Source organism: Roseomonas sp. 18066 (genome assembly GCF_902706185.1).
Taxonomy (GTDB): domain Bacteria; phylum Pseudomonadota; class Alphaproteobacteria; order Acetobacterales; family Acetobacteraceae; genus Pseudoroseomonas.
The window spans coordinates 1-23,953 of the sequence record NZ_CACSJM010000101.1; the positions used below are offsets into that span (position 1 = coordinate 1).

Sequence of the window (23,953 nt, forward strand, 5' to 3'; positions counted from 1 at the left end):
GGACGGGCGCTGGCCGGGGGGAGGTCAGCGGCGAAGACGATGGTCTGGTGGGCGGTCGTCGATGCGGGGGCTGTCGGCGCCGTAGCCGATGCTCCGATCACGACCAGCCCCAGGAGGGGGAGGATCAGATTTCGGTGCATGCACATCCAACGAGGCTGTCGCAGCATCGTTGCGCAAAAGGCTGACGACCGCCTTAACACGAAAGCTTTTTTGCAACTGCGGGCTGGTCTGCGCTCTTCGCGTTGCCGTAGCCTGGAGGCTGAGGAGGAGACCACCCCCGATGAGCGACACGTCCCGCAACGAGGATGACGACGGCGAATTCGACCTGGGCATCAGCCTGGAGGCGGTCGCCACCGTGGTCGACCACATCCGCGCCATCCAGGATGACGAGCCGGATGCCGAGGATGACGACGACGGCGATGAAGATGATGACGACGCCGACGACGACGACCTCGACGAGGCCACGCTCGCCGCCTTCATCGAGGAGATGAACGAGGACGAGCAGGCCGCCCTGGTCGCGCTCGCCTGGATCGGCCGCGGCGACTACGAGTCCGAGGAATGGGAAGAGGCGCTGCGCCTGGCCAAGGAGCGCGGCGCCGCCGGTGGCGACACCGCCGGCTACCTGCTGGGCATGGACATGGCCGGCGACCTGCTGGCCGAGGGCCTGGCCGCCTTCGGCGCCTCGATCGAGGAGATCGAGCGCTAGACACGCTGACCGCCGGGGCCCGCGCAGGGCCCCGGCTTCTCTCAGGCGTATTCCCGCACCGGCCCGGCCAGGCCCGCGATCTCGCGGATCAGCTTGCGGCGCACCGCCATGCCGAAGGCCTCGAAATCCTCGGCCGCGACCAGGAAGGCGCCGTCGCCGCCAATCACCGATTCGGCGTAATACTGGTCGAGCGGCAGCGCCGGGCGCCGGCCGAAGCTGGGCCGGTCGTTCAGGATCGGCAGCCCGTTGATCACCACCCCCTGGGCCACCGCCTGGTCGCGCAGCTGCTCCACCGGCGCGCCGGAATTGTTGACCCCGTCGCCCGAGACATCGATCACCCGCCGCGTCGCCTCGTAGGGGGCCTCGGCCAGCATGCGCAGGCTGAAATCGATGGCGCCGGAGATCGAGGTCCAGGACAGCGAGGCCCGCGGCGCCTCGGCCAGCGCCGCCGACCAGCTTTCGGCCTCCGCCTGGCTGGCGATGCGGGTCCAGGGCAGCAGCTGCCGCTGATACTCGGCCCCGGCCCATTCGACATAGGTGACGGCGATGCCGCCCACCGCGCCGCCGCGCACCGCCTCGACCACGCGCGGATCGGTCATGGCGGCGCGATAGCCCTCGCGCTGCAGCCGCGCCTCATCCTCGTCCACCGAGCGGGAGACATCGACCGCCAGCACCAGCAGCACATCCACCGCCTCGGTGGCCCGCGCCGGGGCTGCCCGCAGCAGCAGGCCCGCGCTGCCTATCCATCCCGTGGTCGTCGCCAGGCCACCCGCCGCCAGCAAGGAACGTCGCCGCATCCGAGACCTCCTGCCTCGCCGCCGGATGCGCGGAGCTCCGCCCGCCAGTCCGCCGGACCTTCCGCCCGTTGGGGGGCTGCCCTGTCCCCCGGGCTTCCTGCGGGAAGCATCCGGGCCGGGCCGGCGGCGCTGCAACGCGCATCCCTGGCCCGCCGCGGCGCGCGGCCGGGGGCCAGGGGGTCGGCGGTGGCAGAGATCCGGACCCAGGCGGAAAGCCTAGGCCCGCAGCCGTGGCGGATGCGTAAAATAAACGGCGCCCCCGCGCGGCCCTCCGGCAAACTTCTTGTGTGGCAGGGGCACGTCAGCCCTGGGTCAGCGGTGTGTCAGGGCAGCTCGCGCAGCCGCCGCTCGACGGTGGCGCGCCAGGGCGCATCCGCCGGGGCCTCGTCCAGCAGGGCGCGCCAGGTGCTGCGGGCGCTGGCCGGGCGCCCGGCCTCGGCCTCGGCCAGGCCGGAGAGATAGCGCAGCCGCGGCTCCTTCGGTGCCTCCAGCAGGGCACGCGCCAGCAGCCGCTGCGCCGGGTCGAGCTGGCCCTGGGTGATCAGCAGCTCGGCGAGCTCGGCGGCCAGCGGCCCCTCGAAGCGCAGCGCCAGGGCCCGGTCCCAGGCCTCGATCGCGGCATCGGCCCGGCCGCGGCCGCGCTCGGCATTGCCCAGCAGGATCCAGCCCTGCCGCGTCGCTTCCGACCCCGGGGCCGCCTGGTTCAGCCGCGCCCGCAGCTGGCCCAGCAGCGCGTCGTCGCGCGCCGCCGCCGCCGCGCGCTCGACGAAGGGCGCCGCCGGGATCTCCGGCTGGCCGCGCCACAGATACAGGCCGAAGCCGCCGGCCGGGGCCAGGAACAGCACCGCCGCCAGCAGCGCCGCGCTGCGGCTGGCGCCGCCGCTCTCCGCCGGCGCCGCGCCCGGGGCGGCCAGCAGCCGGCGCTGCACCTCGACGGTCGCCGCGCGATGCGCCTCGGGGGCCAGCCGGCCGATGGCGGCCTCGCGGTCCAGCTCGGCCAGCTGGGCGCGGTACAGCGCCAGGTCGGCCTCCTGCCGGCCGCGCAGCCGGGCGGGGCGGAACAGCGTCCAGCCGAGCGGCGCCAGCGCCAGCGCCGCCAGCCCGAGGAACATCAGCCAGATCATGAGATGCGCTTGTCTTCTTCGATGAGTTCGAGCGCCGCCAGCCGGGCGCGCTCCTCGGGCGACAGCGGCGCCACCTCGGCGACCAGGGCGCTGCGCATCCGCCGACGCGACAGGACGATCGCCAGCACGCCGCCGCCCAGCGCCAGCAGCGGCGCGCCCCAGAGCACCGCGGTCACCGCGTTGAAGGGCGGCCGCAGCAGCACGAAGTCGCCGTAGCGGTCATGCACGAAGGCCACCACCTGGGCGTCGCTCTCGCCGGCCGAGACCCGCTCGCGCACGATGCGGCGCAGGTCGCGGGCCAGGCCCGCCTCGCTGTCCTCGATCGACTGGTTCTGGCAGACCAGGCAGCGCAGCTCGCGGCCGATCTCGCGGGCGCGGGCCTCCTGCGCCGGGTCCTGCAGCATCTCCGACGGCAGGCCGACGGCGAAGGCGGGGCCGGCCAGCAGCAGCGCGGCGAAGGCGATCCGGCGCAGCATCAGGCGTGCCGCCGCAGCAGCGGGCGGATGTCCTGGGCCAGCACTTCCGGCGTCACCGGGCCGGGCCAGCGCCAGCGGATGATGCCTTTCCGGTCGAGGATATAGGTCTCCGGCACGCCATAGACGCCCCAGTCGATGGCGACCCGCCCCGGCTCATCGCGCCCCAGCCGCTGGAAGGGGTTGCCGCGCCGCGCCAGGAAGGCCGCGGCATCAACCGGCTTGTCCTTGTAGTTGATGCCGAAGACGGGCACGCCCTCACGCGCCAGGGTCATCAGCTGCGGATGCTCGACGATGCAGGGCACGCACCAGCTGGCCCAGAAATTCACCAGCACCGGGGCCGGCAGCTCGCGCAGCGCCGAGTCTTCCAGGCCCGGCACGCCGGCCTCGTCCAGCGCCGGCAGCACGAAGGCGGGGGCGGGCTTGCCGACCAGCACGCTGGGCACGCCCTTGGGGTCGTAGCTGCCCGAGCCCATGCCGCGCAGCATGGCGTAGAAGCCGGCGCCGCCGGCCGCCGCCAGGCCGAGCGGCGCCAGCATCAACACGCGGCGGGAGGTGGTGGCCATCGGCATCAGACCTTCACGCCGGCCGCGGCGCGCGGCGCCGGGGCGGCGACGCGCACCCGGCGGTCGGACAGCGACAGGGCGCCGCCGAGGGCCATGATCGCGCCGCCCAGCCAGATCCACGGCGCCAGGGGGTTGTCGTGGACGCGCAGCACGGCCTGGCCGTTCTGCTCCTCGCCGAGGACGGCGTAGAGATCGCCGCCGATCGAGGTGCGGATGGCGGCCTCGGTGGTGTTCATGCGGCCGACCGGGAAGAAGCGGCGCTCGGGCGTCAGCACGGTGACCACGGCATTGTTCCGCAGCACCGTCACGGTGGCGCGGCGGGCGGTCCAGTTCGGGCCGATCACGTCCTCGACCCGGTCGAGCCGCCATTCATAGCCGGCATGCTGGAGGCTCTGCCCCGGCGACACCGCGGCCAGGCGGTCGGTCGCCAGCCCCATCCCCGCCATGCCGAGGATCGAGACGCCGAGGCCGGCATGCGCCACCGCCGCCCCCCAGGCCGCCCGCGGCAGGCCGCGCGCCCGTGACCAGGCGGCGGCGGGGCGGCGGAACAGCGCGATGCGCTCGACGATATCGGCCAGCGCCCCGCCGATCAGCCACAGGGCGGCCGCGAAGCCCAGCGCCGGGCCGATGCGCCAGCCGGCATAGGCCAGCGTCAGGGCGAAGGCGCCGAAGGCCGCGAGCGCCGCCCACCACAGCCGCTGCAGCACCGGCCACAGCCGGGCGCGTTTCCAGGCCAGCATGGGCCCGGCCGCCATGGCGGCGATCAGGGGGGCTGCCAGCGGCAGCAGCGCGCTGTTGAAGAAGGGCGGGCCCACCGAGATCTTCTGCTGGAACAGCAGGTCGGCGAACATTGGCCACAGCGTGCCGGTCAGCACCACGGCGGCCATGGCGCAGAGCAGCAGGTTGTTCAGCACCAGCCCGCCCTCGCGCGACAGCGGCGCGAACATCCCCGTCGGCGCCATGGCCGGCGCCCGGATGGCGAAGAGGAGAAAGCTGCCGCCGACATAGAAGATCAGCAGGCCGAGGATGAAGACCCCGCGCTCCGGATCATTGGCGAAGGCATGGACCGAATTCAGCACGCCGGAGCGCACCAGGAAGGTGCCCAGCAGCGAGAAGCCGAAGGCCAGCAGCGCCAGCAGCACCGACCAGACCTTCAGCGCCTCGCGCTTCTCGACGACGATCGCCGAATGCAGCAGGGCGCTGCCGGCCAGCCAGGGGAGGAGAGAAGCGTTCTCGACCGGGTCCCAGAACCACCAGCCGCCCCAGCCGAGCTCGTAATAGGCCCACCAGGAGCCCAGCGCGATGCCCAGCGTCAGGAAGCTCCAGGCGGCCAGCGCCCAGGGGCGGACCCAGCGGCCCCAGGCGGCGTCGACGCGGCCTTCCATCAGCGCGGCGACGGCGAAGGCGAAGGTCACCGCATAGCCGACATAGCCGAGGTAGAGCAGCGGCGGGTGGAAGGCCAGGCCGGGATCCTGCAGCACCGGGTTCAGCCCCTGGCCGTCGGCGGCCGGCGGCCAGACCCGGCCGAAGGGGTTCGACGTCGCCAGGACAAATCCGAGAAAACCCAGCGCCACCATGCCCAGCACCGCCAGGACGCGCGCCCGCAGCAGCCCCGGCAGGTCGCGGCCGAAGCCGGCGACGGCGCCGCCGCACAGCGCCAGGATCAGCACCCAGAGCAGCATCGAGCCCTCGTGGTTGCCCCAGGCGCCGGCCAGCTTGTAGAGCATCGGCTTGGCCGAGTGACTGTTCTGCACCACGTTGATGACGCTGGTGTCGTTGACGGCGAAGACCGCCAGCAGCGCGGCGAAGGCCGCCGCCGTGGCGAGCAATTGCCCGACGGCCAGCGGCGCCGCGGCGGCCACCAGCCGGGAATGACCCCGCGCCGCGCCCCACAGGGGCAGCACCGTCTGCGCGAAGGCGAGCGCGAAGGCGAGGCAGAGGGAAAAATGGCCGAGCTCCGCGATCATCCGCCGCTGCGCTCCGGCGCGGCCGGCTGGCCGGGCGTCAGGGTGTTCCAGCTGGCCGCCGGGGGCGCCGCGCCCTTGGAGGGGTCCCAATGGCCGCTCCGCTTCAGCGCGTCGGCGACCTCGGGCGGCATATAGGTCTCGTCATGGCGGGCCAGCACCTCGCTGGCGCGGAACTGGCCGTCGAGGCCGAGCTTGCCCAGCGTCACCACGCCCTGGCCCTCGCGGAACAGGTCGGGCAGCACGCCGACATAGCTGACGGGGACGGTGACCGGGCCGTCGGTGACGCGGAACCGCGCCTCGGGGCGGCCGTCGGCGGTCTGCTCCCGCTGCAGGCTGCCGGCCTCGACCAGCCCGCCCAGGCGGAAGGCGCGATCCGGCCCGGGGTTCTTGGTCGCGATGTCGGAGGGGGCCAGGAAGAAAACCAGATTGTCCTGGAAGGCGGTCAGCGTCAGGGCGGTCGCCGTGCCGAGGCCGAGCCCCGCCAGCACCACCAGCCACATCCGCCGCTGCTTGCGGCTCAGACTCACCCCTGCCTCCTCTCGCGCGGACCGAGCAGCGCCGTGCGCCGCTTCGCATCCGCATGGCGGCGGGCCGCCATCCAGGCCATGGAACCGAAGCCGGCCGCGGCCAGCCCCCAGGAAATGGCCACGTGCCACCAATGCTGCGTCATGCGCCGAGGCCCCCGGATGCCGCCATGATCTGGATCATCCTGCCGCCTCGTTGCGCCGCGTGTCGTTCTGGCGGGCCTGGGCCAGCTGCAGCTGCCGCAGCCGCTTCTCCATCACCGCCGCCCGCACCCGCGCCAGCACCAGCGCGGCGAAGGCGAGCGAGAAGCCCAGGGCACAGGTCAGCAAGGGATAGAGAATATCGACATGCAGCCCCGGCGCCGCGACCCGGGTGACCGAGGCCGACTGGTGCAGGGTGTTGAACCAGTCGACGCTCCACTTGATCACCGGCAGGTTCACCGCGCCGATCAGCGCCAGGATCGCCGCCGCCCGCGCGCCGCGCTCTTCCTCGTCGAAGGCGCGGACCAGCGCGGCATGGCCGATCCACAGGAAGAACAGCACCAGGACAGAGGTCATGCGGGCGTCCCAGGCCCACCAGGTGCCCCACATCGGCCGGCCCCAGAGGCTGCCGGTGGCCAGGCACAGGCCGGTCACCATGGCGCCGACCGGCGACAGCTCCCGCGCCGCGATATCGGCCAGCGGGTGGCGCCAGATCAGCGACATCAGCGAGGCGATGGCGAGGCCCAGATAGCCGCCCATGGCCAGCCAGGCCATCGGGACGTGGACATACATGATGCGGACGGTCTCGCCCTGCTGCCAGTCGGGCGGCGAGAAGACCAGCGCCCAGGCGGCGCCCACGGCCAGCACCAGCCCCGCCGCGGCCCAGAGCCAGGGCAGCAGCCGGTCGGTCATGCGCAGGAAGCGGCCGGGATTGGCGAAGCGATGCAGCCCGCCGCCGGCGCGCGGCGCGGAGACCGGCGGCGGCGCCGAGGCGCGGGGTGCAGCGGCGCGCATGCCGTCATGATGCGCCAGCGGCGCCGGCATGTCCTCGGGCGAGGGGGCGTCGACCGCCGGGGAGGCCGGGGCCTCGAAGGAGACCGGCGGGTTCACCGGGGCGGCCGGGGCCGCGTGCTGCGGCGCGCCGCCCTGCACGGGGGCGGCCTGGCGCAGCTGCGGCGGCATGCCGGCGGGCAGGCGCGGGGCGGCGGCCGGGCCACCGGCGCGGACCGGCTGCGGCATGGCCGGGCGCGGCGCGGCGGGGGCGCCGGGGACGCTGCGCGGGGCGGTCGCGGCCGGCACCTGGGCGGTGGCGACGGCCTGCACCGCGCCGCCGCCACCGACGGCGACCAGCTTCGGCCGCTCGGCCGCGCCCTGCTCGGGCAGGGCGTCTATACCGGTGGCGACCACCGAGACGCGCAGCCGGCCGTTCATGTCCTCGTCGACCGAGGAGCCGAAGATGATGTTGGCTTCCTCGTCGACCTCGCGGCGGATCCGATTCGCGGCCTCGTCGACCTCGAACAGGGTCATGTCGTAGCCGCCGGTGATGTTGATCAGCACACCCTTGGCGCCGAGCATCGAGGTGTCCTCGAGCAGCGGGTTGTTGATCGCGGCCTCGGCGGCCTTGACGGCGCGGTCCTCGCCCTCGGCCTCGCCGGTGCCCATCATCGCCTTGCCCATCTCCGCCATGACGGTGCGGATATCGGCGAAGTCGAGGTTCACCAGGCCGGGATTGACCATCAGGTCGGTGACGCCGCGCACGCCCATGTGCAGCACGTCGTCGGCCATCTTGAAGGCTTCGGCGAAGGTGGTGCGCTCATTCGCCTTGCGGAAGAGATTCTGGTTCGGGATGACGATCAGCGTGTCGACATAGGTCTGCAGCTCTTCGAGGCCCGCTTCCGCCGCCCGCTTCCGCTTCGGTCCCTCGAAGTCGAAGGGACGCGTGACCACGCCCACCGTCAGGATGCCGCGCTCCCGCGCCATGCGCGCGATGACCGGTGCCGCGCCGGTGCCCGTGCCGCCACCCATGCCCGCCGTGATGAAGACCATGTGCATGCCTTCGAGATGGCGCGCCAGGTCCTCGGTCGCCTCTTCCGCGGCGGCGCGGCCGATCTCCGGCTTGGCGCCGGCGCCCAGGCCCTGCGTCAGGTGCGGGCCAAGCTGCACGCGGCGTTCCGCGCGGCTGTGGACCAGCGCCTGCGCGTCGGTGTTGGCCACCAGGAACTCGACGCCGTCGAGTCCCATGGCGATCATGTTGTTGACGGCATTGCAGCCGGCGCCGCCGACGCCCACCACCGTGATTCGCGGACTGAAATCCGTGTGCTGCTGGCGCGGGATGGTCAGGTTCAGCGTCATGGCAGCGTTTCTCCTCGGGTAGCGGGCATAGGGTGTCGCGGGCGGGACATAGTTTGCCTCAGACGCGGTCGCGAAGCCAGTTGACGAAGCGGCCAAATCGACCGTTTCCACGATCTGGACCGGGATCGATGTCGAGCAACGGACGACCTTCGCCCGTTCCCCAGGCGACGAGCCCGAGCGTGGTCGCGAAATCGGGCCCTTGGGCACTTTCCGGCAGGCCGCGAATGGGCGCGGGACGTCCGAGCCGCACGGGTCTGTCCAAAATCTGCGCGGCGAGCTCGCGCAATCCGACGAGCTGGCTGGCGCCGCCGGTCAGCACGACTCGCGCGCCGGCGTCGCGGCCGAGCGCGGCCGCATCGAGGCGGTCGCGCACCAGCTCCAGCGTCTCCTCGATTCGCGGCCGGATGATGTTGATCACCGTGCTGCGCGGGATGCTGACGAGATGGTCCTCGTCCTCCCCCACCTGCGGCACCATCACCATGGCCTTGGCGTCGTCGCCGCCATCGAGCGCGTTGCCGTCGAGGATCTTGATGCGCTCGGCATGGGCGATCGGCGTCGCCAGGCCGCGCGCCAGGTCGTTGGTCACCTGCCAGCCGCCGACCGGGATCTGCGCGGTGTGCAGCAGGTGGCCCTCGCCATAGACGGCGATGCTGGTTGTGCCGCCGCCCATGTCCACAACCGTGGCGCCGAGCTGCCGCTCATCCTCGACCAGCACCGACAGCGCGGCCGCATAGGGGGCGGAGACCAGCTCCTCCACCTCCAGGTCGCAGCCGTGCAGGCAGACGCCGAGGTTGCGCAGCGAGGCCGAGGCCGAATCGACCAGGTGCAGCTGCGCCCCCAGCGTCTCGCAGATCATGCCACGCGGATCCTCGACGCCGGGGGTCGCGTCGATGACGAAGCCGAGCGTCGCGGCATGCACCGTCTCGCGCCCCTCGTCGGCGGCGCGGCGGCGGCTTTCGTTCAGCACGGCGCGCAGGTCGGCATCGGTCACGCCGCGCCCGCCGATCGGCCACTGGATCGTCATCAGCCGCGAATCCGGCTGGCCGCAGGACAGGTTGACGATCGCGCCGGTCAGCTTGATCTCCGCCGCTTCCTCGGCCTGGGCGACGGCGGCGCGGATGCACTGCTCCGCCTCCTGCATGTCGACGATATTGCCGCCCTTGATGCCGCGCGCGCGCTGCCAGCCGCAGCCCAGCACGCGCGGCCGGCCGTCGCCCTCGTTGCGGGCGATCAGGCAGACGATCTTGCTGCTGCCGATGTCCAGCACGCCATAGGGGCCGTTGCGCGCGCGGCGGCGGCGGGCCGCGGCGGCGGGCAGGGTCTCGGCCGGCGGGGCGACGCGCAGCAGCTTGCTCATCCGCGTCCGCTCCCGCGGCGGGCGCGCGGATCGGCCACCGCCGGCTCCGGCATGTTCTGCTGGCGCACCACCAGGCGGTCGGGCAGGCGCAGGTCGATGGCGGCGACGGGCCGGTCCATCAGCGCGCTCGAGCGCTGCAATTCGGCCAGCCGCTTCACCGCCGCATCCTCATGCGCCTCCGGCAGCAGCACGTCGGTGCCGTTGTGCAGCCGAAGGTTCCAGCGCCGCTCGCCGATCAGCACCAGCGCCTGGACGCGGCGCTGCACCTCGGGCTCGCTTTTCAGCGCGTCGTACAGCGCGGCGCCCTGGCGATGCGCGCCATCGCCCACCAGCAGCGGCAGCGGGCCGAAGGCGTCCAGCGTGTCGGCCGAGACGACGCGGCCGTCGCGGTCGACCACGGCGAATTCGCCATTGTGCTGCCAGATGGCGAAGGGCTTGCGCTCGCGCAGGGTGATCTGGATGTTGCCCGACAGGCTGCGCTGCACCTCCGCCTGCTCGATCCAGGCGATGCTTTCCAGCCGCGCCTTGGCCTGGCTCGGCGAGAAGGCCAGCAGCGGGTCGCCGTTGCGCACGCCGATGGCGGCGCGGATCAGCTCGCGCGGGGTGTTCTGCTGGCCGCGCACGACGATCTCGGTGACCGTCAGCCCGGCATTGCCGGCGATCTCCGCGACGTTCTCGGCCAGGAAGGAGAAGCGGCCGGCGGGGTCGAGCGCGCTGACCACCACGGCGCCGGCGCCGACCGCGACCAGCCCGGCCAGGCCCAGCATCGCCGGGCGCAGCATCGGCCGCTGCCGGCGCAGCCACAGCCGCACGCTGCTCGGCCGTTGCGGCGCGGCGCGGGTCGGGCGGCCGCCGTCGCTCGACAGCCGCGTGCGGTCCTCGGGGCGCAGCCGGGCGTTACGGGCCATGCCGCGCCTCCCGCACCAGCCAGGCGCAGAGCTCGGGGAAGGCGATGCCGACATGCGCCGCCTGTTCCGGCACCAGGCTGGTGCGGGTCATGCCGGGCTGCGTGTTGACCTCGAGCAGCGCCAGCCGCCCGGTGGTGTCGTCATAGCGGAAGTCGGAGCGGCTGACGCCGCGGCAGCCCAGCGCCTGGTGCGCGCGCAGCGCCGCGGTCATCGCCGCCTCGGCGATATCGGCCGGCACGCGGGCCGGGATGGTGTGCTGGCTGCCGCCATCGGCGTATTTGGCGTCGTAGTCGTAGAAGGCATGGCCGGTGCCGATCTCGGTCACCGCCAGCGGCCGGTCGCCCATCACGGCGACGGTCAGCTCGCGGCCGGCGATGTATTCCTCGGTCATGATCTGCGCCCCGTACCGCCAGCCGCGGGCGATCTCGGCGCGGCGGTTGTCGCCCTCCCGCAGGATCTCGACACCGACCGAGGAACCCTCGTTCAGCGGCTTGACCACATAGGGGCGGTCGAGCGGATCGGCGGCCTCGAGCTCCTCCGGCGTCACCACGCGGTGCTCGGCCAGCGGCAGGCCGTGGGCGGCGAAGACCGCCTTGGCCGCTGCCTTGTCCATGGCGACGGACGACGCCCGCACGCCGGAATGCGTGTAGGGGATGCCGAGCCAGTCGAGCACGCCCTGGACGCAGCCATCCTCGCCGAAGCGGCCATGCAGCGCGTTGAACACCGCGTCCGGCCGGGCCTGCTGCAGCGCCGCGATCAGCGCCGGCAGGTCGCCGGTGACCTCGACCGGGATCACCTCGAAGCCGGCCTCGCCGAGGGCGGCGATGACCTGGCCGCCGGTGGAGAGCGAGACTTCGCGCTCGGCCGAGATGCCGCCGAAGAGAACCGCGACGCGGGTCATGCCGCCTGCTCCCCGATGCGCCTGATTTCCCATTCCAGCGTGACCCCGCTTTGCGCCGCCACCCTGGCGCGCACCGCCTCGCCCAGGCCTTCGAGATCGGCGGCGCTGGCGGTGCCCAGGTTGAGCAGGAAGTTGCAGTGCTTTTCCGAGACCTGGGCGTCGCCGTGGCGCAGCCCGCGGCAACCGGCCGCGTCGATCAGCGCCCAGGCCTTGTGGCCGTCCGGATTCTTGAAGGTCGAGCCGCCGGTCCGCGCGCGCACCGGCTGGCTTTCCTCGCGCGCGGCGCGGATGGCGTTCATCCGGGCCGCGATCGCCGTGGCCTCGCCGGGCTGCGCGCGGAGCCGGGCGCGCACCACGACGCCGTCCTGCGGCAGCGACGCATGGCGATAGGTGAAGCCGAGCTCCTCGGCGGAAAGGCGCAGCAGGCCTTGCGGCGTCGCGACCTCGGCCCAGTCCAGCACGTCCTTCACCTCGGCCCCGTAGGCCCCGGCATTCATCGCGACGGCGCCGCCGATGGCGCCGGGGATGCCGCACAAAAATTCGAGGCCGGCGAGGCCGGCGGCGGCGGCATGCTCGGCCACCGTCGCATCCAGCGCGGCGGCGCCGGCGACGATGCCCTCGCCATCGACCGCGATGTCGGAAAAGCCGCGCGCCAGCTTGACGACGATGCCGCGCACCCCGCCATCGCGCAGCAGCAGGTTGGAGGCGGCGCCGATCACCGTCAGCGGCAGCCCGCGCGGCCGGTCGCGCAGCAGCAGCAACAGGTCATCGACATCCGCCGGGCGCACCAGCAGCTCGGCAGGGCCCCCGGTGCGGAACCAGGTCAGCGGCGCCAGCGGCGCCTCCTGCTGGACGCGGCCGCGCAGCGGCGGCAGGGCCGTGGGCGCGGGGTGCTGCATGGCCTGCGTCACCGGCCCCCCCCGGCCGCGCGGGGCCCGCGCGGCTGCAGCGCCGTCAGCTTCTCCGGCAGGGCATGCGCCCAGGCGGTGATATTGCCGGCGCCGAGGCAGATGACATAGTCGCCCGGCTTGGCGATGGCGTTGATCATCTCCGGCAGGCTGTCGGGGCCGGGCAGGGGGACGACGCTGCGATGGCCGTGGCTGCGCAGGCCATCGACCAGGCTGTCGCGGTCGGCGCCGGGGATCGGCTGCTCGCCGGCGGCATAGACATCGGCCACGATCACCGTGCCGGCGTCATTCATGCACTGGCAGAATTCCTCGAACAGCTGCTTCAGCCGCGAATAGCGGTGCGGCTGCACGACGGCGATGACGTCGCGCGCGCCGGCCTGGCGGGCGGCCTTCAGCACGGCGGCGATCTCCACCGGGTGGTGGCCGTAATCGTCGATGATCTGCACGCCATTGGCCTCGCCCACCCGGGTGAAGCGGCGCTTGACGCCCTTGAAGCCGGCCAGCGCCGAGCGGATCGTGCCCTCGTCGATGTCCATCTCGATGCCCACCGCGATGGCGGCCAGCGCGTTCTGCACATTGTGCTGGCCGAGCATCGGCAGGCGCATCGGCTTCAGGCTGCGGCTGCGCCCTGTGGCGCGGTCCTGCACCGTGACCTCGAAGGTGGCGCCCATGCGGTCGGTGATCAGCCGCTCGGCGCGGACATCGGCCTGCGGCGAGAAGCCGTAGGTGATCATGCGGCGGTCCACATGCGGGATCATCGCCTGGACATTGGGATGGTCGGCGCAGAGCACCGCGAAGCCATAGAAAGGAATATTGCCGACGAACTGGGCATAGCCCTGCTTCATCGCCTCCTCGGTGCCCCAGTGGTCGAGATGCTCGGCATCCATGTTGGTGACCACGGCGGCGACGGCGGGCAGGCGCAGGAAGGAGCCGTCGCTCTCATCCGCCTCGACCACCATCCAGTCGCCTTCGCCCAGGCGGGTATTGCTGCCATAGGCGTTGATGATGCCGCCATTGATGACGGTGGGGTCGAGCTTCGCCGCATCCAGCACGGTGGCGACCAGCGAGGTCGTCGTGGTCTTGCCATGGGTGCCGCCGATGGCGATGCCCCATTTCAGCCGCATCAGCTCGGCCAGCATCTCGGCGCGGCGCACCACGGGGATCAGCCGCTGCCGCGCGGCGACCACTTCCGGATTGTCGCGCTTCACCGCGGTCGAGGTGACGACGACCTGGGCGGTGCCGAGATTCTGCGCGTCATGCCCGACCTGCACGGCGATGCCGGCGGCGCGCAGCCGCTCGACATTGTAGCCCTCGGCGATGTCGCTGCCCTGGACGGTGTAGCCGAGGTTGTGCAGCACCTCGGCGATGCCCGACATGCCGATGCCGCCAATGCCGACGAAATGGATGGGACCGATATTGAGCGGCAGCGCACGCATCACTGAACTTCCTGGAGCAGGCGCTGGTCGGCGCGGGCGAGAACGAGATCGGCGAGCCGCGCCGCGGCATCGGGTGCGGCGAGTGCTGCCGCGGCGGCCGCGGCATGGGCCAGGGCGTTGGGCGATTCAAGCAGATCAGCAAGGCGTTTCGCCAGGGCCTGTGGCGAACAATCGGCCTGCGGCATGACGATTGCGGCACCATTGGCCGCCAGCGCGCGGGCATTGGCGCTCTGATGGTCGTCGATGGCGCTGGGCAACGGTACCAGGATAGCGCCGCGCCCGGCGCAGGCGAGCTCGGCCACCGTCGAGGCGCCGGCGCGCGCGACGACGAGATGCGCGGTGCCGTACAGCCCGGCGACATCGCCGAAGAAGGCGGCCAGCTCCGCCGGCACGCCGAGCGCCTCATAGGCGGCGCGCACGCGCGGCAGATCCTCGATGCGGCATTGCTGCACCAGCGACAGCCGGGTGCGCAGCGCCGGCGGCAGCAGCCCGACTGCCTCCGGCACCACATCGGAAAAAATCCGCGCGCCGAGGCTGCCGCCAAGCACGAAAAGCCGCAGCGAGCCCTGCGGCTCGGTGAAGCCCTGGCCGGCGAGTGCCGCCAGCGCCGGGCGCACCGGATTGCCGACCACGGCGGTGGCGGTGCCGGCGGGAATGCGGCTGGTCTCGGCGAAGGCCAGGGCCAGCACGTCGGCGCTGCGCGCCAGTAGCCGGTTGGCGCGGCCGAGCACGGCGTTCTGCTCGTGCAGGATGGTGGCCGGGCGGCTGCGGCCGGCGATGCTGCGCGCGGCGAGCAGCGGCGGCACGCAGGGATAGCCGCCGAAGCCCACCACCGCGGCGGGGCGCAGCCGGCGCAGCAGCCGGCGTGCCTGCAGCGTGCCGGCGGCCAGCGCCATGGCGCCGCGCGCCGCGCGGGTGATGCTGCGGCCGGCCAGGCCCGCGCCCTGCAGCACGAAGCGCTCGGCATTGGCGAAGGCGGGGCTGGAATAATCGGCGCTGCGCGCATCCGTCATCAGCGCGATGCGATGGCCGCGCCGCTGCAGCTCCGCCGCCAGCGCCTCGGCGGGGAAGAAGTGGCCGCCGGTGCCGCCGGCCGCGATGACGATGGTGCGGCTGCCGGTCATTCCTCCTCCATCCGGGCCAGGCGCCGGCGGGTCAGCGCCAGCAGCATGCCCATGCCCAGCGCCACGGCCACGACCGAGGAGCCGCCATAGGAGATGAAGGGCAGCGTCATGCCCTTGGTCGGGATCAGGTGCAGGGCGGAGGCCATGTTGATGAAGGCCTGCAGGCCGAACTGCGTCAGCAGGCCGGTGGCGCCCAGGATGATGAACATGTCCTTCTCGCCGAGCAGCCGCAGCAGGCCGCGCAGCACGACGAAGCCGAAGACGGTCAGGATCAGCAGGCAGATGGCCAGGCCGAATTCCTCGCCGGCGACGGCGAAGACGAAGTCGGCATGGGCGTCCGGCAGCATGCCCTTCAGGCGCCCCTCGCCGGGGCCGACGCCGAGCAGCCCGCCATGGCCGAAGGCCTCCATGGCGACGGTGACCTGGTAGGTGTCGCCGGCGGCGGGGTCGAGGAAGCGATCGATGCGCGACTGGAAATGCGGGAAGAAGACATAGGCGCCGATGCCGGCCAGCACGCCGCCGGCGCCGCAGAGCCCAACGATGAACAGGTTGACGCCGGCGACGAAGAGCTGGGCGAAGAAGACCGAGCCCACCACCATCAGCATGCCCATGTCCGGCTGCTTGGCCAGCACGCCGGCCACCACCAGGAACAGGCCGCAGGCGGCGGCGGTGGCGCGGATGCCCAGCGTCTTGCCTTCCGACAGCAGCCAGGCGGCGACGACGGCGAAGCAGGGCTTGAGGAATTCCGAGGGCTGCAGCGTCATGCCCGGCAGGTGCAGCCAGCGCCGCGCGCCCTTGATCTCGACGCCGATCGACAGCGTCGCCATGGTCATCAGCAGGGCGCCGGCGAAGCCCAGCAGCGCCAGCCGCCGCACCATCTTGATCGGCAGCAGCGAGATCGAGACCATCACCCCGGAGGCGATGGCCAGGAAGAAGACCTGCTTCAGGATGAACAGGTCGCGGGAGCTGGCGCCGATGCGCGCGGCGACGCCCGGGCTCGCGGCCAGCAGCATGACATAGCCGAAGCCGACCAGCGACAGCAGCGCCGCCAGGGTCCAGCGGTCGACCGTCCACCACCAGCGGCCGAGGACAGAGGTATCGGCGCGCGAGAGGGCCATCACACGGTCTCCGGCAAGGCGGCGACCAGGGCGCGGAAGGCGTCGCCCCTGGCATCGAAGCCGCTGAACTGGTCGAAACTGGCGCAGGCGGGGGAGAGCAGCACGACCCCCACCCCTTCGGCACGGGCGGCATCCAGCGCCGCGGGCACCGCGGCGGCGAGCGTGCCGAGGATGTCATGCGGCACGCCATGGGCGGCGAGCGTCGCCGCGAAGTCCGGCGCGCATTGGCCGATCAGCACGGCGCGGGCGATGCGCGGGAAAAGATGCGCGAGCGGCGCGATGCCGCCCTGCTTCGGCACGCCGCCGGCGATCCAGACCAGCCGGTCGTAGCTGGCCAGCGCCGGCGCCGTGCTCTCGGCATTGGTCGCCTTGCTGTCATTGACGAAGAGCACGCCGTCGCGCGTGCCGACCCGCTCCTGCCGGTGCGGCAGGCCGGGATAATCCGTCAGCCCTGCGGCGATCTCGTCGCGGGTGAGGCCGAGGGCGAGCGCCGCGGCGGCCGCGGCGGCGGCGTTCTGCGCATTGTGCGGGCCGGGCAGGGCCGGCGCGGCGTCCAGGTCGGCGATGACGCCAGCGTCGTCGCGCAGCGCGCGACCTTCGGCCCAGACGCCGCCGGGCTGCGCGGTCTTGCCCGAGATCGGCACGACGCGCGCCACGCGGCCGGCGGCGAAGCGGGCGCCGGACTCGTCGTCCATGCCGATGATCGCGACGTCGCCGGAGGTCTGGTTGTCGAAGACATGCGCCTTGGCGGCGGCATAGCCGGCCATGTCGCCATGCCGGTCGATATGGTCGGGCGTCAGGTTCAGCTGGATGGCGATGTCGAAGCGCAGCCGGTCGGTGCGCTCCAGCATGTAGCTCGACATCTCCAGCACATAGGTGCCGTCGTCGCCAAGCAGCGGCAGGCCGAGCGCCGCCGGGCCCAGATTGCCGCCGACTTCGGTGGCGAAGCCCGCCGCGTCCAGCAGGTGGTGCAGCAGGGCGGTGGTGGTGGACTTGCCGTTGGTGCCGGTGACGCCGACGAAGCGCGCCTGGCTGCCGGAGGCGCGGACGGCGCGGTAGAGCAGCTCGGCATCGCAGAGCACGGGCACGCCGGCGGCGCGCGCCGCGACGGCGGCCGGATGCGCCTTGGGGCGGATATGCGGGATGCCGGGCGAGAGCAGCAGCGCGTCGAAGGGGAAACCTTCGACTTCGGCCGGATTGCCGACGGGAAGGCCGGCCGCGACCGCCGCATCCCGGCTGGCCGCGTTGTCGTCCCAGCACAGAAGAGAAGCACCCCAGCCGATCAGGCGGTGGGCGGAGGGCAGCCCGGCGCGGCCGAGCCCGACCACCGCCAGCCGCTGGCCGGCGAAGGGCTGGAAGTCAGGCGCGGCGCGGCGGGCTGCGGCGTTCATCTCAGCGGATCTTCAAGGTGCTGAGGCCGACGAGGGCCAGGATCATCGCGATGATCCAGAAGCGGATGACGATGGTGGGCTCTGCCCAGCCCTTCTTCTCGAAATGGTGGTGCAGAGGCGCCATCAGGAAGACGCGGCGGCCGGTGCGCTTGAACCAGAAGACCTGGATGATGACCGAGACGGTCTCGACCACGAACAACCCGCCGACGATGGCCAGCACGATCTCATGCTTGGTGGCGACGGCCACCGCGCCGAGCGCGCCGCCCAGCGCCAGGCTGCCGGTATCGCCCATGAAGACCTTGGCCGGCGGCGCGTTGAACCAGAGGAAGCCGAGGCCCGCGCCGACGAGGGCCGAGCAGAACACCGCGAGCTCCGCCGTGCCGGCCACCGCGTTCAGCTGCAGGTAGTCGGCGAAGATGCGGTTGCCGACCAGATAGGCGATCAGCGCGAAGACGGCCGCCGCCAGCATCACCGGCACCGTCGCCAGCCCGTCCAGCCCGTCGGTCAGGTTCACCGCGTTGGAGGCGCCCATCATCACCAGCATCCCCAGCAGCGGGAACAGGATGCCGAAGTTGATCAGCGCTTCCTTGAAGAAGGGCATGGCCAGCTTGTTGGCCAGGAAGCCCGGCATCAGCCAGGTGATCCAGATGGCGGCGACCAGGCCGACACCGGCCTGCACCACCAGCTTGTTCTTGCCGGAGACGCCCTTGGTGTTGCGCTTGGTGACCTTCAGCCAGTCGTCCCAGAAGCCCAGCGCGCCATAGCCCAGCGTCACCAGCAGCACCGCCCAGACGAAGCCGTTGCGCAGATCCGCCCAGATCAGGGTGGACGCCGTCAGCGCCAGCAGCATCAGCACGCCGCCCATGGTGGGCGTGCCCTTCTTGGTCAGCAGATGCCCCTCCGGCCCATCGGCGCGGATCGGCTGGCCACCATTCTGGAAGCTCTTCAGCCAGCGGATCACGGCGGGGCCGAAGAACAGGCTGATGAACAGCGCCGTCATGCAGGCGGCGCCGGCCCGGAAGGTGACGTAGCGGAACAGGTTGAACAGGATGAACCCGTCCGCGTTCTGGGACAGGAAGGTGAAGATCATGAATGCGCCCCTTCGCGCGCCGCCGGCAGGGGACCGGGCAGCGCCGATGTCAGGGCCCGGACCACCACCGCCATGCGGCTGCCCAGGGACCCTTTCACCAGAATGACATCGCCCGGACGCACGGCCTGCCGCACCAGCGGGGCCAGTTCATCGCTGCTGTCCCGATGCGCGGCCCGCCGGTTCTCCGGCAGGGCGTCAAACAGGCCGCGCATCAGTGCACCGCAGCAAAATACCATATCCGCCGCGGCCAGCACATCTGGCAGCAGGGATGCATGCAGCGCAGGGCCGTGCTCGCCGAGCTCCCGCATGTCGCCGAGCACGGCGATTCGCCGCCCGCCGGGGCCCGGCCGCTGGGCGCCGAGCACGCCGAGGCCGGCCCGCATCGCCGGCGGCTGGCCGTTGTAGCTGTCGTCGATCAGCAGCGCCGATCCACCGGGCAGGTCGAGCACCACCCGCCCGCCGCGTCCGGCGCCGGGGCGGAATTCTTCCAAGGCCGCCAGGAAGGCCGCGCGGTCGGCGCCGAGCGATTCGGCCACCGCGATGGCGCAAAGCGCATTGACCGCCAGGTGCCGGCCGGGGGCGGCGAGGGCGAGCGTGACCCGCTCGCCGCGAACCGACAGAAAGGCCGCGCCGGATTCGGGCGCGCCGCGATAGTCGAGCAGGCGGTAATCGGCATCCGCGTCGGCGCCGAAGGTGATGACGTCCAGCCCGGCCTCGGCGGCGCGGCGCGCCAGCGTCGGAAAGCTGGCCGAATCGCGGGGCAGCACCACCGGGGAACCGGCGGCCAGGCCCTGCATGATGTCGGCCTTCTCCTCGGCGATTTCTTCCAGAGAGCCGAGATGGCCGATATGCGCGGCTTCCACCGTGGTGATGGCGGCGACATGCGGGGATGCCAGGCGGGCCAGCGGGGCGATCTCGCCGCGATGGTTCATGCCGATCTCGAGCACGCCATAGGCTGCATCGCGCGGCATGCGGGCCAGCGTCAGCGGCAGGCCCCAGTGGTTGTTGTAGCTGGCCACCGCCGCATGGGTCGGCGCCAGGGCCGACAGCCCGTGCCGCAGCATTTCCTTGGTCGTGGTCTTGCCGACCGAGCCGGTGATGGCGGCGATGCGCGCGGTGCTGCGGGCTCGCGACGCGGCGCCCAGCGCCTGCAGCCCGTCCAGCGTCTCGGCCACGCGCAGCAGCGGGGCGTCGGCGGCGACGCCGGGCGGGTCGCGGTCGACCAGCGCCGCGCTGGCGCCGCGGGCCAGGGCGTCGGCGACGAAATCATGCCCGTCGCGGGCGTCGCGCAGCGCCACGAACAGCTCGCCCGGGCCGGTGGCGCGGCTGTCGATGCCGACGGCGGTGATGGCCAGCCCGTCCGGGCAGGTCCCGCCGGTCGCCGCGCGCAGCTCGGCCGAGGTCCAGAGCGGCGTGGTCATGCAGCACCCCCCAGCAGCTGGCGCACCGTCGCGGCATCGTCGAAGGGATGCGTCACGCCGCCGATGGTCTGGCCCGGCTCGTGGCCCTTGCCGGCGACCACCAGCACGTCGCCCGGGCCCAGCGCGGCCAGGCCCGCGGCGATCGCCGCGGCGCGGTCGCCGATCTCGGTGACGTCCACCGCCTCGGCCATGCCGGCGCGGATGGCGGCGCGGATCGTGGCCGGCTCCTCGCTGCGCGGATTGTCGTCGGTGACGATGGCGTGGTCGGCCAGCCGCGCGGCGACCTCGCCCATCAGCGGGCGCTTGCCGGCATCGCGGTCGCCGCCGGCGCCGAAGACGATGTGCAGGCGGCCCTCGGCATGCGGGCGCAGCGCGGCCAGCAGCCGCTCCAGCGCGTCGGGGGTGTGGGCGTAGTCGACATAGACCGCGGCGCCGTTCGGCAGGCGCGCCGCCAGCTCCATCCGCCCGCGCACGCCGGACAACCGTGGCAGCAGGTCCAGCACCTGGTCGGCCGGCATGCCGGCGGCCACCGCCAGGCCGGCGGCCAGCAGCACATTGTCGGCCTGGAAGCGGCCGGGCAGCGGCAGCGCCAGCGCGACGGCGCGGCCGAAGACGGACAGCGCCAGGTGCTGCCCGTCCGGCCGCGGCGTGTAGGAGACGAGGCGGAAGGCGTCGCCGGCCTCGCCCACGGTCAGCAGCCGCAGGTGGCGGCGGCGGGCGACGGCCTGCAGCGCCTGCAGCATCTCGGGCGCCATGTCGGCATTGGCGACGGCGCCGTCGCCCTGGTCCAGCAGCGTGTCGAACAGCCGCAGCTTGGCCGCGGCATAGCCGGCCATGCCGCCGTGATAGTCGAGGTGGTCGCGGGTCAGGTTGGAGAAGCCGGCCGCCGTCAGCAGCAGCCCGTCCAGCCGGCGCTGCTCGAGGCCATGCGACGAGGCCTCCAGCGCCACCCGCTGCACGCCCGCCTGGGCGAGCTCCGCCAGCATGGCATGCAGCGCGACCGGGTCCGGGGTGGTCTGCGACGGCGTCTCCGGGAAGCCCGGCGCCACCAGCCCCAGCGTGCCCAGCGAGGCCGCCTTGCAGCCGGCCAGCGTCCAGATCTGGCGCAGGAAATCGACCGTGCTGGTCTTGCCGTTGGTCCCCGTCACCGCCACCGCGATGCCCGGCTGCTGGCCGTAGAAGGCGCCGGCCATGCGGGCCAGCGCCCGGCGCGGATCGGGGTCGAGCAGCAGCGGCCGCGGCGGCACGCCGGGCGGCCAGTCGGTGCCCTCCGGGGCCAGCACGGCGCCGGCGCCGCGCGCCACGGCCTCGGCGATGAAGGCGCGGCCGTCCGAGCGCAGCCCGGGCAGGGCGGCGAAGAGGAAGCCGGGGGCGACCGCCCGGCTGTCGGCGGTCAGCCCGGCGATGTCCAGGCCGATGGCGGCGCCATGGCTCGGATGGGTGCCAGGCGCCCGCCGCATGAGGTCACCGAGCCGCATCGACCCGCTCCACCTGCCGCTGCAGGGCGGGGTCGAGCGCGGTCAGGCGCAACGGCACCGGCGCCGGCAGGTTGCCGGGCCGCGTCGGGATCGGCATGGCGCCGCGCGGCACCACCGCCGGCGCCGCATCGCCGCGCGGCGCGGCGGTGGGCTGCTGGGTCGTCGTGGCGCCCCGGCCCGGCGCCGTGCCGGGGGCGTTGCCCGGGCGGCTGGCGGCCGGCGCCACGCCGCCGGCATTGCCGCCGCCGGCGGTCGCCGTGCCGGCCGAGGCGCGCGGCCGGCCCGGCTGCAGCGGGATCGAGGTGGCGGCGATGATCGCCGGATTGGCCGGGTCCTCGGGCACCAGGCCCAGGATCGGCGCGATGCGGGTCAGCACCCGGTTGGCGGCCGGCGCCGCGACCCAGCCTGCGGTGGCGTAGCCATGGCTGGAAGCATTGGCCGAGGGCTCGTCGACCATGATGTACATGGCGTAGCGCGGGCTGGGCATCGGGAAGGCGCCGACGAAGGCAGCGATGCGCTTGTTCATCAGGTAGCCGCCGCGCGGGCCGGTCTTCTGCGCCGTGCCGGTCTTGCCGCCGAGGAAATAGCCCGGCACCTCGGCGTTCTTGGCGGAGCCGTCGGTGACCACCAGCCGCATCAGCCGGCGCATGATCTCGCTGGTGCGCTCGCTGATGATGCGGGTGCCCTCGCGCTGGGTGCCGGGCGGCACCGCCATCAGCGTCGGCTGGCGCAGGACGCCGCCATTGGCGATGGCGGCGACGCCGGTTACCACATGCAGCGGGGTGACGCTGATGCCGTGGCCAAAGCTGATCGTATACATGTTGATGTCGCGCCAGGCATTGGCCGGCGGCACCAGGGGCATGGCGGTCTCCGGCAGCTCGACCTGCTGGCGCGCCAGCATGCCGGCACGGCCGAGGAATTCACGCTGCCGCTGCGGCCCGAAGGTCTCCGCCATATGCGCGGCGCCGAGATTGGACGAATAGGCCAGCATCTCGGGGAAGGTGATCCAGCGGTTCTTCCCCTTGTAGTCGCTGATGGTGAAGCGGCCGTAGCGGATCGGGCGCGAGGCGTCGAAGCTCGAGCTGTAGACATTGGCCGTGCCGTATTCGAGGGCGGCGGCGGCGGTGAACAGCTTGAAGGTCGAGCCCGGCTCGTAGACGCCGACGGTGACGCGGTTGAAGCGCTGGTCGGGCGTCGCGCCGCCGATGTCGCTGGCGTCGTAGTCGGGCAGGCTGACCATGGCGACGACCTCGCCGGTGTGGATGTCGAGCACCACGCCGGCGCCGCCGATGCCGGTGAAGTCGCTGATCGCCTGGCTGACCGCGTCGCGCAGCGCCAGCTGCACGCGGACGTCGAGCGACAGCCGCAGCGGGTCGCCGCGGTTGGTGCGCAGCTGCTCGTCGAAGCGGCGCTCGATGCCGGAGATGCCGTTGCCGTCGACATCGACATTGCCGAGCACGTGCACGGCGGCGCGGCCCTGCGGATAGTAGCGGCGCTCCGCCTCCTCGAAGTCGAGGCCGGCGACGCCGAGGTTGATGACGCCCTGCTGCTCGCGCGGGGTCAGGGCGCGGGCGACATAGACGAAGCCGCGATCGCCCGACAGCCGCTCGATCAGCTTCTCGCGGTCCAGCTGCGGCAGCACGGTGCGCAGCTTGTCGGCGACCTCGATGGGGTTCGGGATGACGCGCGGATTGGCCACCAGCGCGGTGACCGGCAGCGAGATCGCCAGGATCTCGCCATTGCGGTCGGTCACCGGGGCGCGGGTCGCGACATGGGCGACGGGCGGCTGCATGGCGCGCACCGCGGCGTTCAGCCGCTTCGGCTCGGCCGGCGCGATCACCGTGGACCAGGTGGCCTTCATGGCGACGGCCAGGAACAGCGCGCCGAAGCCCAGCGCCGCCACCACCAGCCGGCCACGGCTGCGCTCCAGCTGGGCGCGGCGGGCGAGGTCGGGCTGCGTCACCCGTACCGTGACGCCGGGGACGGGCGTCGGGTCCAGCAGCTCCGGCGCGCCGGCATGCGGGCGGCGCAGCGGCGGCGAATCGGGCGAGGGCGGCGGCAGGTGGGTCATGGCCGGCTCACTGGTTCCAGGTGCCGCGGACCGGCACGGGGGCGGCCAGCGGCACCGGCGGCGCCAGGCTGCTGCCGCCTGCCATGCCGAGCGCCGAGCCGCCATTCGGCAGGGTGGCCGCGTTCGCCCGGCCGATCGGCAGGTGGGCGGCGGTGCGCAGCAGGCCGGCCTCGGGGCGCGGCGCGGCGCGCGCATCGGCGATCATGGGCGAGGGCGCCGGGCGCGGCGCGACGGCGATCGGCGCCGGGGTGGCGATGGG

General features: G+C 73.0%; 20 protein-coding genes and 1 pseudogene. 1 reads left to right on the forward strand and 20 read right to left on the reverse strand.

Translation table 11 applies throughout. The features are described from left to right. The first annotated feature begins 280 nt into the window (after positions 1 to 280). Positions 281 to 706, forward strand: coding sequence for a DUF3775 domain-containing protein (locus GVN67_RS19220; protein WP_159998949.1), 426 nt, complete (start codon positions 281 to 283; stop codon positions 704 to 706). A gap of 41 nt (positions 707 to 747) precedes the next feature. Here GVN67_RS19220 and GVN67_RS19225 read toward each other — a convergent pair whose 3' ends face one another. From GVN67_RS19225 to GVN67_RS19320, 20 genes and pseudogenes are all read right to left on the reverse strand, one after another. Then, positions 748 to 1,503 (reverse strand): DUF1194 domain-containing protein, encoded by a 756-nt coding sequence (locus GVN67_RS19225; protein WP_159998950.1) that lies wholly within the window; start codon positions 1,501 to 1,503, stop codon positions 748 to 750. Between the two features lie 323 nt (positions 1,504 to 1,826). Next, on the reverse strand, positions 1,827 to 2,627 hold the full coding sequence (gene ccmI, locus GVN67_RS19230) for a c-type cytochrome biogenesis protein CcmI (protein WP_159998951.1): 801 nt from the start codon (positions 2,625 to 2,627) through the stop codon (positions 1,827 to 1,829). After that, entirely contained in the window at positions 2,624 to 3,100 is a 477-nt protein-coding gene (locus GVN67_RS19235) for a cytochrome c-type biogenesis protein CcmH (RefSeq protein WP_408906359.1), read from the reverse strand. The genes ccmI and GVN67_RS19235 overlap by 4 nt, the downstream gene beginning before the upstream one ends. Positions 3,101 to 3,102: 2 nt before the next feature. After that, on the reverse strand, positions 3,103 to 3,666 hold the full coding sequence (locus GVN67_RS19240; RefSeq protein WP_159998953.1) for a DsbE family thiol:disulfide interchange protein: 564 nt from the start codon (positions 3,664 to 3,666) through the stop codon (positions 3,103 to 3,105). A 5-nt stretch (positions 3,667 to 3,671) separates the two neighbouring features. Next, complete coding sequence (locus GVN67_RS19245; RefSeq protein WP_159998954.1) at positions 3,672 to 5,633, reverse strand: heme lyase CcmF/NrfE family subunit; 1,962 nt, start codon at positions 5,631 to 5,633, stop codon at positions 3,672 to 3,674. Beyond that, positions 5,630 to 6,154 (reverse strand): cytochrome c maturation protein CcmE, encoded by a 525-nt coding sequence (gene ccmE, locus GVN67_RS19250; protein WP_159998967.1) that lies wholly within the window; start codon positions 6,152 to 6,154, stop codon positions 5,630 to 5,632. The genes GVN67_RS19245 and ccmE overlap by 4 nt, the downstream gene beginning before the upstream one ends. Before the next feature lie 183 nt (positions 6,155 to 6,337). Beyond that, a complete protein-coding gene (gene ftsZ, locus GVN67_RS30125; RefSeq protein ID WP_159998955.1) occupies positions 6,338 to 8,491 on the reverse strand; it encodes a cell division protein FtsZ in 2,154 nt (717 codons plus the stop codon). Positions 8,492 to 8,549: 58 nt separating this feature from the next. Continuing rightward, entirely contained in the window at positions 8,550 to 9,848 is a 1,299-nt protein-coding gene (gene ftsA / locus GVN67_RS19260) for a cell division protein FtsA (protein WP_159998956.1), read from the reverse strand. Then, entirely contained in the window at positions 9,845 to 10,756 is a 912-nt protein-coding gene (locus tag GVN67_RS19265) for a cell division protein FtsQ/DivIB (RefSeq protein WP_235035375.1), read from the reverse strand. Before GVN67_RS19265 ends, ftsA begins: the two co-directional genes overlap by 4 nt. Next, entirely contained in the window at positions 10,746 to 11,657 is a 912-nt protein-coding gene (locus GVN67_RS19270) for a D-alanine--D-alanine ligase (protein ID WP_159998957.1), read from the reverse strand. Before GVN67_RS19270 ends, GVN67_RS19265 begins: the two co-directional genes overlap by 11 nt. Further along, positions 11,654 to 12,556 (reverse strand): UDP-N-acetylmuramate dehydrogenase, encoded by a 903-nt coding sequence (murB, locus tag GVN67_RS19275; RefSeq protein WP_159998958.1) that lies wholly within the window; start codon positions 12,554 to 12,556, stop codon positions 11,654 to 11,656. The genes GVN67_RS19270 and murB overlap by 4 nt, the downstream gene beginning before the upstream one ends. An 8-nt stretch (positions 12,557 to 12,564) precedes the next feature. After that, positions 12,565 to 14,001, reverse strand: a complete 1,437-nt coding sequence (gene murC, locus GVN67_RS19280; protein WP_159998959.1) for a UDP-N-acetylmuramate--L-alanine ligase — start codon at positions 13,999 to 14,001, stop codon at positions 12,565 to 12,567. After that, positions 14,001 to 15,125 carry an undecaprenyldiphospho-muramoylpentapeptide beta-N-acetylglucosaminyltransferase gene (gene murG, locus GVN67_RS19285; protein ID WP_159998960.1) on the reverse strand — a complete coding sequence of 375 codons (1,125 nt, stop codon included), beginning with the start codon at positions 15,123 to 15,125 and terminating at the stop codon, positions 14,001 to 14,003. Before murG ends, murC begins: the two co-directional genes overlap by 1 nt. After that, positions 15,122 to 16,243, reverse strand: coding sequence for an FtsW/RodA/SpoVE family cell cycle protein (locus tag GVN67_RS19290; protein WP_200845316.1), 1,122 nt, complete (start codon positions 16,241 to 16,243; stop codon positions 15,122 to 15,124). Before GVN67_RS19290 ends, murG begins: the two co-directional genes overlap by 4 nt. Next, entirely contained in the window at positions 16,243 to 17,634 is a 1,392-nt protein-coding gene (gene murD / locus GVN67_RS19295; RefSeq protein WP_159998962.1) for a UDP-N-acetylmuramoyl-L-alanine--D-glutamate ligase, read from the reverse strand. Before murD ends, GVN67_RS19290 begins: the two co-directional genes overlap by 1 nt. A 1-nt stretch (position 17,635) precedes the next feature. After that, positions 17,636 to 18,724: a phospho-N-acetylmuramoyl-pentapeptide-transferase gene (gene mraY / locus GVN67_RS19300; RefSeq protein WP_159998963.1), complete on the reverse strand. Its 1,089-nt coding sequence runs from the start codon at positions 18,722 to 18,724 to the stop codon at positions 17,636 to 17,638. After that, complete coding sequence (gene murF, locus GVN67_RS19305; protein ID WP_159998964.1) at positions 18,721 to 20,145, reverse strand: UDP-N-acetylmuramoyl-tripeptide--D-alanyl-D-alanine ligase; 1,425 nt, start codon at positions 20,143 to 20,145, stop codon at positions 18,721 to 18,723. Before murF ends, mraY begins: the two co-directional genes overlap by 4 nt. Next, positions 20,142 to 21,623, reverse strand: a complete 1,482-nt coding sequence (locus GVN67_RS19310; protein ID WP_159998965.1) for a UDP-N-acetylmuramoyl-L-alanyl-D-glutamate--2,6-diaminopimelate ligase — start codon at positions 21,621 to 21,623, stop codon at positions 20,142 to 20,144. Before GVN67_RS19310 ends, murF begins: the two co-directional genes overlap by 4 nt. Then, a complete protein-coding gene (locus tag GVN67_RS19315; RefSeq protein WP_159998966.1) occupies positions 21,610 to 23,694 on the reverse strand; it encodes a penicillin-binding protein 2 in 2,085 nt (694 codons plus the stop codon). Before GVN67_RS19315 ends, GVN67_RS19310 begins: the two co-directional genes overlap by 14 nt. Positions 23,695 to 23,701: 7 nt before the next feature. Continuing rightward, a pseudogene (locus GVN67_RS19320) lies at positions 23,702 to 23,953 on the reverse strand (hypothetical protein); the annotation flags it as partial.